The organism is Thiothrix lacustris DSM 21227 (genome assembly GCF_000621325.1).
GTDB lineage: Bacteria > Pseudomonadota > Gammaproteobacteria > Thiotrichales > Thiotrichaceae > Thiothrix > Thiothrix lacustris.
Genome location: NZ_KK211257.1, coordinates 97,709 through 112,231 on the forward strand (window position 1 = coordinate 97,709; position 14,523 = coordinate 112,231).

Sequence of the window (14,523 nt, forward strand, 5' to 3'; positions counted from 1 at the left end):
GGGAGCCACTAAAAAAGAGGGGGAGTAAAACTCCCCCATTCGGGCTTTTGCGTCAGTTTGACGCTATAATTTTTATGATGTGTTTGATCAATCTTATAACAACCAAGCTGAATGGGAGATAAATGATCAACATGAAAAGGGCTGCAAGGGTTTTTGAATAGCGCTACAATCACACCCATGTCAGGAAATAGCTTTGGAAAACTGTTTACCGTGACCTCCTTCGGTGAGAGTCATGGACCCGCAATCGGTTGCATCGTAGATGGCTGCCCGCCCGGACTCGCCCTCACGGAAGCCGATATTCAAATTGACCTGGATCGGCGCAAGCCGGGGCAGAGTCGCCACACCACTCAACGGCGCGAAGCCGATGAGGTGCAAATCCTTTCTGGCGTGTTCGAGGGTAAAACCACGGGCACGACCATTGCGCTGATCATCCATAACACGGATCAGCGCTCCAAGGATTACGGCGACATCATGGATCGCTTCCGCCCCGGTCACGCCGATTACACGTATTACAAAAAATACGGCTTCCGCGATTACCGTGGTGGCGGGCGTTCCTCGGCGCGGGAAACCGCAATGCGAGTCGCGGCCGGGTCGATTGCCAAGAAGTGGTTATTTGAGCGTTACGGCGTCGTGATTCGCGGCTACCTCTCGCAACTTGGCCCCATCGTCGCGGAAACGCTGGATTGGGATGAAATCGCCAATAACCCATTCTTCTGCCCGGATGCCAGCAAAGTACAGCCGATGGAAGATTACATGGATGCCTTGCGTAAGGAAGGCAATTCCGTCGGTGCGAAAATCACCACGGTAGCGTCCCATGTGCCGCCGGGTTGGGGCGAGCCAATTTTCGACCGACTGGATGCGGACATTGCCCATGCGATGATGTCGATCAATGCCGCCAAAGGTGTGGAAATCGGTGCCGGTTTTGACTGCGTGGCACAAAAAGGCACGGAGCACCGTGATGAAATCACCATGCAAGGTTTCTTGAGCAATCATGCGGGCGGGATTCTGGGTGGGATTTCTTCGGGGCAGGAAGTCATTGTACATACCGCCTTCAAACCCACTTCGAGTATGCGTCTGCCGGGGCGCACGGTGAATCTGGACGGCGAAGCGGTGGAAGTGATTACCAAAGGCCGCCATGACCCCTGCGTTGGCATTCGGGCGACACCGATTTGCGAAGCCATGCTGGCGATTACGCTGATGGATCATGCGTTGCGGCATCGGGCGCAAAATGCGGATGTCACGACCGATTTACCGGATATTCCTGCATCGCCTTGAAACTAACGTCTGCTGATACTGTTGCCACGAAGCCGCCTTATGGGCGGCTTTCGGTTTTCTACTTCGTCTATTTTGCCGCCTTGGGCGTGTTCGTGCCGTATTGGACGGTATACCTGAAAAAGGTTGCCGGGTTTTCGCCTGCCCAGATCGGTGAGTTGATGGCGGTGTTCATGGCAACCAAAATCGTTGCACCGTTCATTTGGGGGTGGTTGGCGGATCATACCGGGGAACGTTTACGCATTATCCGGGTGGCAAGCCTGCTGGCGGTGGTGTGTTTCGCCGGGGTCTATTGGCAGCAAAGTTTTGGCTGGATGGCTTTGGTGATGGCGGGTTTTGGGTTTTTCTGGAATGCGTCATTGCCGCAATTTGAAGCGCTGACCTTGAACCATTTGGGGCGCGATATTGGGCGTTATAGCCGGATTCGGCTGTGGGGTTCGGTCGGTTTCATCGTGATGGTGGCAAGCTTGCCCAACGTGCTGGAACGTTACGGTATTGCGCTGGCAGTGGATGCGATTTTGCTGCTGTTCATGGGGATTTGGCTGACGACATGGTTGGTGCAGGACAAACCCCACGCGACACACACGGTACAATCCAGCCGTTTGCGTGAGGTATTGCGCCAACCGACGGTGTGGGTATTGCTGCTGGCGTGTGCCTTGCAACAGGCCAGCCACGGGGCGTATTACACCTTTTTCAGCATTTATCTGGAAGATCACGGTTATTCGCGTAACTTCACCGGCTGGATGTGGGCGCTGGGCGTGATGGCTGAAGTGGCCTTGTTCTGGATGATGCACGGTTTGATTGAGCGTTTCGGCGCGGCGCGGTTGTTTGTGCTGGCGATGTTTTTGACCGGGGTGCGCTGGCTGGTGCTGGGGACGTGGGTGGATAATATGCCCATCCTGATGCTGTCACAGTTGTTTCATGCGGCGACTTACGGGCTGTTTCATGCTTCGGCGATTCACTTGATCCACCACCAGTTTCCGGGAAAATTGCAGGGCAGGGGACAAGCCTTGTATTCCGGCCTGAGTTACGGGGCAGGCGGCGCAGTTGGTAGCTTGCTGAGTGGTTATGCTTGGGAATACTGGGGGGCGGCGGATACGTTTTATATAGCAACCCTGATTGTGGGTGTGGGCTGGATACTGGCTTTGATTTACGTGCGGGAGGATACCCATGTTACCCATCACTGAGCCGTTGCAGGCTAGCGAAATTCGCCGTCAATTGGATAGCGCGACGCTGCTGGCCTTGAACGATATCCACGTATTCCCGGAATTGGATTCCACCAACCGTTGGGCTTTGCAGCAATGCGTATGCGGTGATGTGTGTCTAGCGGAACAGCAAAGCGCCGGGCGGGGCAGACGTGGGCGGCAATGGCAATCACCGTCCGGTGTGAATGTGTACCTGTCCGTGCGTTGGTGTTTCACGCCTGTGCCGGAACATTTACCGCTGTTGAGTTTGGTAACAGGCTTGGCCGTGGCGGAAGCACTCGAAGATTGTGCGATTCACGGCCATGGCCTGAAATGGCCGAACGATGTGTACTATGATGGAAAGAAGCTCGGTGGTATCTTGCTGGAAGCCGTCGGTTCACTGGAGCAGGTGGTGATTGGTATTGGCCTGAACGTCAATATGTTGTCGGAAGCCGGGGCGGAGATTGACCAGCCGTGGACGAGCCTGCAACAGATTGCCGGTAAACCTGTGGAGCGTAATGTATTGGTGTCTGCTGTATTGCAACGCTTACTCAAACGCTTGAGGGGTTTTTCCCGGCTGGATATGGCACAATTCCAGCAGGATTGGCGGCAGCGTGATGTATTGCTGGGGCGTCAGGTGCAAGCCTTTAGTGGCACAGAAACCCTGCAAGGGCTTGCGTCAGGCATCAACAATCAGGGACAATTGATAATCAATTTTAGTGATGGATCAATAAGAAATCTGTCATCAGCGGATGTATCGGTACGAATATAATGGTTTTGCTGGTAGATGCAGGCAACTCACGCCTGAAATGGTCGGAGCTTGATGCTGCGGGTAGTTTTTCTGCCCAGCAGGCGCTCGCCTATGGAAATCGCCCTGCGTTGGCTAGCTTTATCGACTTACTGGATGCTTACCCCGCTGTTGGGCGTATCACGCTAGTGCATGTATTGACTCAGCTTTTTGCTGATAGTGTGCAGGAAGTTTGTGATCAACGTGGCATTCATCTACACAGTGTGCGCTCGGTTGAACAGGCTTATGGCATTACCAATGGTTATCAGAATCCGGCCGCCTTGGGCGCAGATCGTTTTGTTGGTTTGGTCGCGGTGCATCGTCAGGCAGGCGGACAGGCCAGTATTGTGATTGATTGCGGCACGGCGATTACGGTTGATGCCGTGGAGAGCGATGGTCGGCATTTAGGGGGATTAATTTTACCCGGTTTGCAGCTATCAGCAGATGCTTTGATTGCACGCGCACAAGGTAGACTCAGTGTATCCAGAGAGCAGCCTAGTATTTTTGCAGATAGTACGGGTAGGGCGATTGGTAGTGGGTGTTTGTTTGGAATAGTGGGGGCGATTGAGGGCGTTTGTGCGCGTATGCAGCAAAGCATGTCTTCGCCTTTATTGCAGGTGCTGATTGGGGGAGATGCAGAATATTTGCGCCCATGGTTACAGGGTAATTATCTTGTACAACCTGATTTGTTAATGTACGGGCTAAGCTACATTACGGAGCAAGCAACATGCACCAGTTGTTAATGGTCTTGTTGTTTTTAAATGTGTCGGTGCTGACATGGAATGTGGTGTTAGCCCCGGATACGAAAACGTTTAGCCCTGTCCTGATTGATCCATCCATCCCAGCACTAGAGTTGCGTAAGGATGTGGACGAGGTGGTTTACCGCAGTGCATCGGCGGGAACGCAAAGCAGTTGCTATACGATTGGCCCGTATAACAGTGAGAAAGCGGCGGAACTGGTAGCGAGTAAGGTACGTGGTTTTGGTTTGGCTGTTACGATACGTCACCGGCAAAGCATGGAGACGCTGAACTTTTTTGTTTATATTCCACCTGCCAGTGATAGCGAAAAAGCAGAAAAAATGGTGCAGGATATTACTAAAAACGATGTGCAGGATGTGAAAATTATCCCTGATGGCCCTTATCAAAACGCGATTGCACTGGGTTTTTTCAATAATCTGAACAAGGCGAAGCGCCACGCCGAATACATCCGCTACCTTGGGTATGATGCCCATTACACCGAACAACAAGCCGCGCGTGAAGTTTTTTGGGTCGACTATGATGAGCCTTTTGGCAGTAATACGCCGGTTCAAGCATGGAGTGCTGCGGTTGATGCCACCTCTGAAGTACAACGTATTCCCCGTTCCTGCCGTTAAACCCCGCTTCGTCAGAAAAATTTGACCGGATGTGGTTATCCTCAGCAATAAGCTTACTTGTCACCTATATACCCTGAGTAGTGTTTTCCTTATGCGAGGCGGGGTGTTGTATGCTCAAAGTCGAAGTATCAAGCTATAAATCATGGCAACAAGTGTTGTTTTGGATGGGCTGGTTGTCATTGCTGATACCGGGTTATTTCATTAGTTACGGGTTTTCCTTAGTGGGGTCGCTGGTATTAAGCGGTTACCACGACACGGTGGATCTGGTGCTGGTGTTGATCATGGGTACGGCACTGCTTGAACTCTTGTTGATCGGGATTTATACCCTGACACGCTATTGGTTTCAGGCGTCTTCATTTAGGCGTTTGGTGGCGTGGTTGGTATTGGGTGCAGCGGGTATTCCATTAGCTGCATTGCTGGGTTGTGTCTATGCTTATGCAAAACTTAACCTGTATCCATAATGTGCTTTTCCGGGAGGATTTATCATGCGCCAGTCCATACTGTTTGCTTTGGCGTTAGCACTGGTACTGCCCGTGCAAGCCGATGATACGACCAGTACCATTGAGCTGAGTACTGAGCATTGCCTCAATACTCACGATTCCACCGCTGGGATGCTGGAATGTTTCACCCGTGCAGAACAGGATTGGGATACCGAACTCAACCGTGTTTACAAGGAGTTGCAAAGCAAACTCAAACCGGCAGGGCAGGATGCGCTGAAACAGGCGCAACGGGCATGGATAGCGCAACGTGACAAGGAATTCGAGCTGATCAATGCCATCCACGGGCAAATGGATGGGACGATGTGGATCGCGGTGATGGCCAGTAAACGCAACGATGTTGTTAAAGCACGGGCGGAAGCCTTGCAAGCCTATATTGACCTGATGGTAGAGGGCGGGCGCTAAGGCATTGGCTTACAGCCACTTGTGCCGTTTGAACGCAATCAACATGCCGATAGCCAGCGCGATCATGATGCCCCATACGCCGAAATAGCCGTATTGCCAGTGCAACTCTGGCATATGGGTGAAATTCATCCCGTATACCCCGACGATAAAGGTTAACGGGATGAAAATCGTCGCAATCACCGTTAAAACGCGCATGATGTCATTCATTCGGTTGCTGAGGCTAGAAAGGTAAATGTCCAACATCCCGCTAAGCATTTCGCGGTAAGTTTCGATCAGGTCAATGATTTGCACGGCATGGTCGTAACAGTCACTGAAATACGGGCGCATGGTTTCATCGACCAGTTCCCCGTCGTGCTGGATCAGGCGGCTGATGACTTCACGCTGCGGCCACAGTGCGCGGCGCAACAGTAACAAATCACGCTTGAGCTGGTGCAAGGTGTTGAGGATGCGTTTGTGAGGATTTTCCAGCACTCGTTCTTCCAGATCTTCGATTTGCTCGCCAAGGTCTTCCAACAGGGGGAAACCGGAGTCGATCACCACATCCACCAACGCATACAGCAAATATTCCACTCCACGGCTACGGATGCGCCCGAAACCTTGCCTCAAGCGTTCCCGCACTGGCTCAAACGCCTTGCCATCACCGCTACAAAAGCTCAGCAAGTGCCCTTTGCCGACGAACAGGCTGACTTGTTCCAGCAGGATTTCATCACCGACCAGATGTGGCAGATTGAGAACCAAGAAAGCATGGTGCTCGGTAAAGTCGATTTTGGGGCGTTGCCCGCTGTTGAGCACATCTTCCAGCGCGAGTGGATGCAGGCCGAAAGTTTCGCCCAGCTCGCGGATGGCTGCCGGATCATTCACGCCCGTGACATCCAGCCAGTCAACGTATGCGTTTTGTTGCGCGATGCGGCATTGTTCCGGGGTAGGCGACAGGGTTTCGCTGAACTGACTATCACTGTATTCCAGTAGGGAAATGCGGGTGGCACTAGCGGTTTCAGTGCCGTGACGGGACAGCGTGCCCGGTGGTGTACCCGGTGGGTGGTAACGCTTACCGAAAGTTTCCATGTAATTTCCTATGGATGCTGATTTATGACGGGGATCATAGCGCAATTGCACGCAAGGGCTACAATGCTAAGTATGTTTACGGAGTTCCTCATGAAAGTCCCCATCCTCTTGCTGCTCGCCTGCCTGCCGCTGTTGCCAGCTTGTCAGGAAAGCGCCACCAATACCCTGCAAGGCTACGTCGAAGGTGAATATGTACACCTCGCCGCTCCATTTGCTGGAACGCTGCAAACCCTCGCCGTACAACGCGGGGCGCAAGTCAAACAGGGCGACCCCGCTTTCACCCTCGAACAGCAGAACGAAACCGCCGCCCGCCAAGGTGCCACCGACCGTTTACACGCTGCCGAAGCACAACTTGCCGACCTGCAATCCGGCAAACGTCCGCAGGAACTGCAAGTGATTCGCGCCCAACTCACACAGGCACAAGCCGCCGCACAGCTTTCCGCGACCGAATTACAGCGCGTCGAACGTCTGGTCAAAGGCCGCTTCATTTCCAGTGACCAGCTCGACACCGCCCGCACCAACAACAAGCTTAATCAGGCCAAAATCACCGAATTACAGGCACAATTGAGTGTCGCCGAACTCGCAGCCCGCCCGGATGCGTTGAAAGTCGCCGAAGCCAATATCGCTGCCGCCCGCGCTACCCTGCAACAAGCCGACTGGCAACTTGCACAGAAAACCGTCACCGCTACCCGCAATGGTTTGGTCAACGACACCTATTACCAGCAGGGCGAATGGGTTCCTGCTGGCAGCCCGGTGCTCAGCATTCTGCCACCCGAAAACCGCAAAGTACGCTTTTTCATCCCTGAGCCACAACTCGGCAGCCTGCAAACCGGCCAAACCGTACAAGATCGTGGCGCTGGGGGCGAAGTTTTATAAGCGCACGCTGGATTAATTAACAAACCCGGTGATGACATCAAACTCTCTGGCCGTGGTGAAACTATACCTTAACTGAACCATCCGTCGGTCGATCATTGCTTTTGGTCGGGTTTGTGCAAGAATGCCATTCAAATAAAAAAATCAAATGAGTGTTGTAGGGCAAAATTAATAACAAGGATATTTCTATGTTTTACCCCCTATCCGTGCGCGTTTGTACATTGGCCTTAGCAGTTGGTGCTGCTTTGGGTTGTCAGTCGGCTGTGGCAGATATACCCGTCAAGGCAAATAGCAATGCCAAATCCACTGCCTTGAATGCCCTACCTGATACCGATCAGCTCATTATCCGCTTCCGTGACACGGCTAGTACCACCGCCGTTGATAATATGTTGGGGCGGATGCGTTCCGAAAAGCATGAAACCTTTAAATATGCCAAAACTACCCAGCAACATTCCGACGTATTTCGCTTCGGCAAACGCAAAGGCAAAGCTGAATGGGATACCTTGTCAGCATGGTTGAAGAGCCAGCCGGAAGTTGAGTATGTTGAACCTGACTACATCTTGACCAAAATGGATGTGCCTGTACCCGTAACCCCGAATGATGCTTACTTCAGTTACCAATGGCCTTTGTTTGATGCCATCAGCGGCATTCGTGCTGATCAGGCATGGGGCTATACAACTGGCACCGGAAGCATTGTAGCTGTCGTCGATACGGGCATACTGCCCCATGCAGATCTGTGGCCGAACTTGCTGCCCGGTTATGACATGATAAGCAATAGTACAACTGCCAATGACGGCGACGGGCGGGATGCAGATGCTACTGATACTGGTGATTATGTGTTGGCCGGTGAATGCGGTAGTACCAGTAACCTGAACAGCAGTTGGCACGGTACGCATGTGGCAGGCACGATTGCTGCCGTTGGTCATAATGCAGAAGGTATTGCTGGGGTAGCCTTCGACGCCAAAGTCATGCCGGTAAGGGCATTGGGCAAGTGCGGTGGTTATACTTCTGATATTGCTGACGCGATTACTTGGGCTGCGGGTGGCACAGTGTCTGGCATTCCTGCAAATCCGACTCCGGCACGTGTCATCAATATGAGTTTGGGTGGCGCATCCAGTTGTGGCACCACTATGCAGAATGCCATTAATACCGCCCGTGGTAAAAATGCGGTGGTCGTGGTGGCAGCGGGCAACAGCAATACTGATGCTAGTCAATTTTCCCCTGCCAACTGTGGCGGTGTCATTAGTGTAGCAGCCATCGGACGTGATGGTGGTAAGGCGTATTACTCCAACTACGGCAATACGGTTGACTTAGCAGCGCCGGGTGGCTCCATGAATACTGGCTCTGCCAATGGCATTTTGTCCACCCTGAATATAGGTACACAACAAGCACAAGCGGATACTTATGCTTATTACCAAGGAACCAGCATGGCGACCCCGCATATCGCAGGTGTTGCTGCTCTGATGTTGTCCATCAACCCAGCGCTGACGCCGGATCAGGTGGAAAGTCTACTAAAGTCTACCGCTCGTGCTTTCCCGCAACCCTGTTCCGGTTGTGGCGCAGGTATTGTGGATGCGAATGCAGCCGTGCAAGCGGCATTAAATATCCCGGCCACCCCGTCGTTACCGGTTGATCCGTATGTTGTGTTGAAAACGGATTTGACAACAAACCTCAACCTGTGGCGAGAACAAAATATCCTCAATTACAGTTACGTTTTGGAACAGCAAACCGGCACTTCTACAGCCTTGCGTTGGAAACTGACCGTAAAAGCCGGTGTTGTGGTTGCTGGGGTGAATCTTGCGAATAATAAAACTGTGTCTTCCAGAGATTTGAAGGCGAAAGGTAAAACCATTGAGCAGTTGTTCACAAGTATTGATAGCGCCATTGCAGCCAGATACGCAGTGATCAATGTGAATTACGATGCTGCGTTGGGTTATCCACTGGCAGTATTTACTGACAAGAAAACCACGGTCAAAGGTGATGAAACCACTTTGAAAGCATCCAGTATGATCAATCTATAAAGGAGATAATGGATATGTGTAAACATCCTATTTTTACGCTGCACGCTCTGACGGTTGCCTGCTGTTTGTATGCAGGTGGAGCACACGCGAGTGCCATGTTGGGTGCGTATGTTGATTATGATGGGTGGAATACCACTACCATTGATCAGCTCAACGCTGTGACCACAAAACCTTTGTCAGTCGTCAATCTATTTTCTGGTTTTGATCAGGACTGGACGAGTCTTAGTGTTCAGGCTACCAATATTGTGTCACGTCATGCCGCTCCGATGATTACCTGGATGCCCAGTCAGTCTGCCCGCCCGGATTCCAACCTGTTGGGTGAAATCAACAGCGGGCAATGGAATGCCTATATTGATAACTGGATTGCCGGGCTAAAAAACTGGCAGGCGACTTACCCAGCGGACAAGCGCCCTACGGTGCTATTACGGTTTGCACATGAGTTCAATGGTAACTGGTATGCGTGGGGGAATGACCCGGATGGCCTGAAAACGGCATGGCGTTACTTGTATACCCGTTTTGCTCAGGCCGGTGTTACCGGAGTGGAATGGGTATGGTGTGCGAACAATGTGAATGTTGACAGCTACAATGACATTTCCCGCTACTATCCGGGGGATGATGTGGTCGACTGGACATCACTGGATGGCTATAACTGGGGCAGTAATTATAGCTTTACCCAATGGAAGGGGTTTGCAGAAACTTTCAGCGCTCCGTATGCCAAACTGGTAACAAACTACCCGACTAAGCCAATCCTGCTGGCGGAAGTTGCTTCGGCAGAACCTGCGGATGTGCCGAACCCACTCTACGGACAGAATGGTAACGATAGTGATGTGGGGCAAAGTAAAGAAGCTTGGGTACAGGACATGTACACGCGCATCATGGCTGAATACCCGGCGATTCGGGCGGTTTCATGGTTCAACACCAACAAGGAACTGAGTTGGGCATTGAACGGGGCAGGCAATACCGGGCTTGTTGCGTATAACGTGGTGGCTGCAAATGGCTATTACAGCCCTGTGTTTACGCCGCTGATCACTGCCGCGCCCGCTCCGGCTACGCCGACGGATTCAACCACGACCACTAACACCAAAGGCGGAAAGTCAGGTGGTGGTGGCGGTAAGAAAACCTCCACCAGCACGATGACTACGCTTTCCGTTACTGAGAGTACGCGGGACACTGGTTTGCAACGCGCCTTAGCGGTCAGTCATATGCCAGTAGTTGTAGGTGAAAAGCTCTTGGAGCGTGAAGCGGAAGGTTTCCGTTCCTTATCGCAGTCGGCATTGCAGGCTTTGCGTAAGGAACGGGTGAGGTAGTCCCTTAAGGTGTTCTCTAAAACTCTAACTTGTAACCTACCCCGTAGATGGATTTAATCACATCGCATTCCGGCTCGATGCTTTGCAGCTTGCGCCGCAGGTTTTTGACGTGGCTGTCGATAGCTCGGTCGGTCACGATGCGGTGGTCGTCGTATAAACGATCCATCAATTGCGCCCGTGAATACACGCGGGCAGGGTGATTAAATAAATATTCCAGCAGGCGAAATTCTACCGGCGTCAAATCCAGTTTTTGTCCATTGAAGCTGGCTTCCATGCATTCGGCATTGATCTGAATACCGCTGTCGCTAGCCTGTTCGTGCAAGGGACGGGTCATGCGCCGCAGAAGGTTTTTTACCCGCACCGTCAATTCCCGTGGGCTGTAGGGTTTGCAAACGTAATCGTCTGCCCCCAGTTCCAGCCCGATCAGGCGGTCGATTTCGTCGATTCTGGCGGTCGCCATGATAACCGGTATGTTGGAAAAGGTACGTAACTCGCGGAAAATGTCGAGGCCGTCGCGCCCCGGTAGCATTAGGTCAAGTATCATCAAATTCGGTTGGTGTTCACGTACCCACGGGATGACTTGTGTGCCGTTATCCAGCCAGTGTGTTTGTAGCCCTAGTTGATTCAGGTATTCGCCCACAACCTGCGCCAATTTTGGCTCGTCTTCTACGATTAGAATGCGCTCATCCATATTTTCTACCCATTTTATGTGTATCCTGCCCGCAGAGGTATTAATTCCATGCGATTGAATATTTTTCCTAGACTGTTTCTGGCGATGTTGCTTGCGACCATTATGGTGGTGCTGGTCATGGTGGTGTTCATGAATTGGAGCTTTCGCACAGGCTTCACAGCTTACCACCATGCAGAGGAATTGGACAAAGTACAAGAACTCGCCGAAGTGCTAGGGACTGAATTTGCGAACCATAACAGTTGGGATTTCCTGCGTGATGATCCGCAACAATGGGAAAAATTGCTGGGAGATTTGGGGGAGTCCGCGCCGCTACCACCACAACATCCGGCCGGATTAACAGGGCAGCCACCACCTTTTCCGCCACCGGGTGCTTTGCCTCCAGATCGAGCACATCTGCCACCGCCAGATCGAGCAAAGTTACCACCGCCAGATCAGGATAAGCCACCGCCGCTGGCGGTGCGTCTAAGCTTGCGTGATATTGATCAGCAACAGGTGGTGGGTGATTTTCGTCATGTGGGAGTTAGCCCCGGTGATCGCAGTGGTCGGCGTGACGTGACGAAGGTGGAAATTCGTACATCTGGCAAGCTGGTTGGTTGGTTAATGGTCTGGCAGGGCGGTGTGGTAACGAACGGTTTGGCGCGATCTTTTCTGGATCAGCAAGTGCGTAACTTGTATCTGATTGCGCTGTTTGCGACGGGGCTTTCTTTCCTGTTGGCTATTCTCTTGGTCAGGCATTTGTTGCGTCCAGTACATTCTTTGACACAGGGGGCACAAACCTTGACGGCTGGAAAATTCGAGACGCGTATTGAGGTGACGACGCAAGATGAATTAGGGCGTTTGGCACAGGCCTTCAATACCTTGGCTGAAGCCTTGCAGCACAATGAAATCATGCGCCAGCAATGGATCGCGGATATTTCGCACGAATTACGTACCCCGATTGCCGTTTTGCGCAGTGAAATCGAGGCGTTGCTGGATGGCATTCGTCAACCGACACTGGAGCGTATCCAGTCCCTACACATGGATGTGCTGGGGATGGGTAAATTGGTGGAGGATTTGTACCAACTGGCGTTGTCGGATAGCGCTGAACTGAGCCTCGTGGCTGAACCTGTGGATTTGACCGCAGTACTGACGGATACAGCCTTGAGTGCACAGGCGCGATTGCAGGAAAAGCATATCAGCCTGACAACACGCTTCGACCCGCAACAACCGTTATGGATACGTGGTGATGCCGAGCGACTTCGCCAATTGTTCAGCAATCTGTTGGGCAATAGTTACCGCTACACCGATGAAGGCGGACAGGTGGAAATACTGGCACAGCAGCAAGGCAACAAGGTGATGGTCAGTATTCAGGATAGTGCGCCGGGTGTGCCAGATGCGGCGCTACCACGCTTGTTTGAGCGCCTGTTTCGGGTGGATAAGTCGCGTAGCCGTGCCTTGGGTGGTTCCGGCTTGGGTTTATCGATCTGCAAGAATGGTGTGGAAGCACATGGCGGCACGATCCAAGCAGCGCATTCGCCCTTGGGTGGGTTGTTGATTGAGGTGGTGTTTCCGGCAGAATCTGCTTGAGTTTGGTTAGACAGGCTACCCAAAGGATAGCCTGCCCGCACCGGAGGCGTTACTTCAACACAGGGCGTGCATTTACCGCCTGCACCGGACGGTTGTTCGGATGCCCCATGATCTGGGTGAACTTCTCGATCTGTGCTTTGGAGGCAATGACGGGCTGTTTCATGACCAACCAGACAACCCCTTCGGTACACGGTGGTGTGGTCAACGAGCCGTTGAAACGGTAGTAATCATGATTGGCTGGCAACAGTTTGGAAACGTCAGTCTTGGCTGTCAGGGCAGCGGTTTCTTCCGCTTTGGCTGGCATTTGTGGCCAGAACTGTTCTAGACCGGCATTGTTCTTTGCGCCTTCTGCAAACATGAGGGCGACCACGGCGAGATTGCCGTCTTTGTCAGCATGTACTAGATGTGCTTCCATTGGGTAAGACTGGCCGTCAATCTGGTTTTCGCTGGGGGCGTGGAAGTGGAATTGCTTTAGCTCGAAAGCGTACCCATCCAGCGTCAGGGTACTGCCTAGCTCATATTTGACCTGAATGGTGTGACCGTTGTTGAGCACTTCGTTGCCACCCGCTTGGTAAGCCAGGGTCAACGGCGACAGTTCGGCTTCGATTTCAACTTTGCTGTCGAGATTGATAGGGGATTGGTTTTTGCCTGTGGAGCAGGTTTTGTAGGTATCAGCCAGTTCACCCCAGTATTCGGGGCCTTCAGCGCCGTCATACGTCCAATGGGTAGTATGGGCTTCCTCGGCGTGAGCGAACCCTGCGGATAGTAATAATATGCCCGTGGCTAACCATGGTTTCATGTGGTCTCTCCTCTTTTTAGATAAAACTTTGCGCGATTCAATAATCGGGCGCGATTATAGGAAAGTCACTTGGAAAACACAGTAGAAGATTGATAATCAAATGTTAAATTATTTTATCATAATTTTTTGAAACATGGCTTCACTGAGTATTTCGGTCGCGTCTGTGACCCGCTCAGGAAAGAGCACACCATCCAACTGGTCACATTCGTGTTGGATAATACGCGCCACAAATCCGACATATTCGGTTTCGATGATTTCACCTTTGCGTGTTAGATAACGCACTCGCAAATGGTTGGAGCGGCTGACTGGAGCGCGTGCGTCCGGCACACTTAAGCAGCCTTCCCAGCCCGTACAGGTGTCTGGCGATTGCCAGCAAATTTCAGGGTTGATCATGGCTAGTGGCTCCATCAGCGGTGCATCCGGGTAGCGTGGATTAGGGCGTGAGGCAATAATAATGATGCGTAGTGAGATGAATACTTGGGGTGCAGCAATGCCAACCCCATTGGCCGCCAGCAGAGTGGCTTGCATGTCATCGATCAGGTTTTGAATGGTGGCATCGTGTAGATTGGTTACGTTCGCCGCCCGTTGCGCTAGGATGGGTTCGCCTTGCTGAGCGATGCGTAGGATGTTGGGTTCGGGCATGATTACTTACTCGATATGACTAATAGTTGAACAGTTTCTGAA

The 14,523-nt window shown here is 52.2% G+C and carries 15 protein-coding genes; 11 read left to right on the forward strand and 4 right to left on the reverse strand.

Features of this window, described 5'->3' with window-relative positions; genetic code table 11:
* Positions 1 to 177: 177 nt before the first annotated feature.
* The 7 genes from aroC to Q394_RS21745 all read left to right on the forward strand — a co-directional run bounded on the left by aroC (position 178) and on the right by Q394_RS21745 (position 5,517).
* Complete coding sequence (gene aroC / locus Q394_RS0117130; protein WP_028490321.1) at positions 178 to 1,275, forward strand: chorismate synthase; 1,098 nt, start codon at positions 178 to 180, stop codon at positions 1,273 to 1,275.
* The gene (locus Q394_RS0117135; protein ID WP_245606813.1) at positions 1,272 to 2,459 is read left to right on the forward strand and encodes an MFS transporter; all 1,188 of its coding nucleotides are present in this window, start codon (positions 1,272 to 1,274) and stop codon (positions 2,457 to 2,459) included. The genes aroC and Q394_RS0117135 overlap by 4 nt, the downstream gene beginning before the upstream one ends.
* Complete coding sequence (locus Q394_RS0117140) at positions 2,443 to 3,228, forward strand: biotin--[acetyl-CoA-carboxylase] ligase (protein WP_028490323.1); 786 nt, start codon at positions 2,443 to 2,445, stop codon at positions 3,226 to 3,228. Before Q394_RS0117135 ends, Q394_RS0117140 begins: the two co-directional genes overlap by 17 nt.
* Positions 3,228 to 3,986 carry a type III pantothenate kinase gene (locus tag Q394_RS0117145; RefSeq protein ID WP_028490324.1) on the forward strand — a complete coding sequence of 253 codons (759 nt, stop codon included), beginning with the start codon at positions 3,228 to 3,230 and terminating at the stop codon, positions 3,984 to 3,986. The genes Q394_RS0117140 and Q394_RS0117145 overlap by 1 nt, the downstream gene beginning before the upstream one ends.
* A complete protein-coding gene (locus Q394_RS0117150) occupies positions 3,971 to 4,615 on the forward strand; it encodes a hypothetical protein (protein WP_028490325.1) in 645 nt (214 codons plus the stop codon). Before Q394_RS0117145 ends, Q394_RS0117150 begins: the two co-directional genes overlap by 16 nt.
* A gap of 110 nt (positions 4,616 to 4,725) precedes the next feature.
* A complete protein-coding gene (locus Q394_RS0117155; RefSeq protein ID WP_028490326.1) occupies positions 4,726 to 5,076 on the forward strand; it encodes a hypothetical protein in 351 nt (116 codons plus the stop codon).
* 24 nt (positions 5,077 to 5,100) lie between these two features.
* Entirely contained in the window at positions 5,101 to 5,517 is a 417-nt protein-coding gene (locus Q394_RS21745) for a lysozyme inhibitor LprI family protein (protein ID WP_051543533.1), read from the forward strand.
* A gap of 9 nt (positions 5,518 to 5,526) precedes the next feature.
* Here Q394_RS21745 and corA read toward each other — a convergent pair whose 3' ends face one another.
* Complete coding sequence (gene corA, locus Q394_RS0117165; RefSeq protein ID WP_028490327.1) at positions 5,527 to 6,582, reverse strand: magnesium/cobalt transporter CorA; 1,056 nt, start codon at positions 6,580 to 6,582, stop codon at positions 5,527 to 5,529.
* Positions 6,583 to 6,672: 90 nt separating this feature from the next.
* On the opposite strand from corA, the gene Q394_RS20995 reads away from it, so the two are divergent.
* The 3 genes from Q394_RS20995 to Q394_RS0117180 all read left to right on the forward strand — a co-directional run bounded on the left by Q394_RS20995 (position 6,673) and on the right by Q394_RS0117180 (position 10,783).
* A complete protein-coding gene (locus tag Q394_RS20995) occupies positions 6,673 to 7,458 on the forward strand; it encodes an HlyD family secretion protein (RefSeq protein ID WP_084260519.1) in 786 nt (261 codons plus the stop codon).
* Positions 7,459 to 7,643: 185 nt separating this feature from the next.
* On the forward strand, positions 7,644 to 9,476 hold the full coding sequence (locus tag Q394_RS21000; RefSeq protein ID WP_051543534.1) for a S8 family serine peptidase: 1,833 nt from the start codon (positions 7,644 to 7,646) through the stop codon (positions 9,474 to 9,476).
* Between the two features lie 14 nt (positions 9,477 to 9,490).
* Entirely contained in the window at positions 9,491 to 10,783 is a 1,293-nt protein-coding gene (locus Q394_RS0117180) for a glycoside hydrolase family 26 protein (protein WP_028490328.1), read from the forward strand.
* A 16-nt stretch (positions 10,784 to 10,799) separates the two neighbouring features.
* Here the strand turns inward: Q394_RS0117180 and Q394_RS0117185 are convergent, their stop codons facing one another.
* Positions 10,800 to 11,474 carry a response regulator gene (locus Q394_RS0117185; protein ID WP_028490329.1) on the reverse strand — a complete coding sequence of 225 codons (675 nt, stop codon included), beginning with the start codon at positions 11,472 to 11,474 and terminating at the stop codon, positions 10,800 to 10,802.
* Positions 11,475 to 11,522: 48 nt separating this feature from the next.
* Here Q394_RS0117185 and Q394_RS0117190 point away from each other — a divergent pair, with 48 nt between their 5' ends.
* Positions 11,523 to 13,040 (forward strand): ATP-binding protein, encoded by a 1,518-nt coding sequence (locus Q394_RS0117190; RefSeq protein ID WP_028490330.1) that lies wholly within the window; start codon positions 11,523 to 11,525, stop codon positions 13,038 to 13,040.
* A gap of 49 nt (positions 13,041 to 13,089) precedes the next feature.
* Here the strand turns inward: Q394_RS0117190 and Q394_RS0117195 are convergent, their stop codons facing one another.
* Both Q394_RS0117195 and def read right to left on the reverse strand, forming a co-directional pair.
* Complete coding sequence (locus Q394_RS0117195; RefSeq protein ID WP_028490331.1) at positions 13,090 to 13,839, reverse strand: carbonic anhydrase; 750 nt, start codon at positions 13,837 to 13,839, stop codon at positions 13,090 to 13,092.
* A gap of 108 nt (positions 13,840 to 13,947) precedes the next feature.
* Entirely contained in the window at positions 13,948 to 14,481 is a 534-nt protein-coding gene (gene def, locus Q394_RS0117200; RefSeq protein WP_038141920.1) for a peptide deformylase, read from the reverse strand.
* Between the last annotated feature and the right edge of the window lie 42 nt (positions 14,482 to 14,523).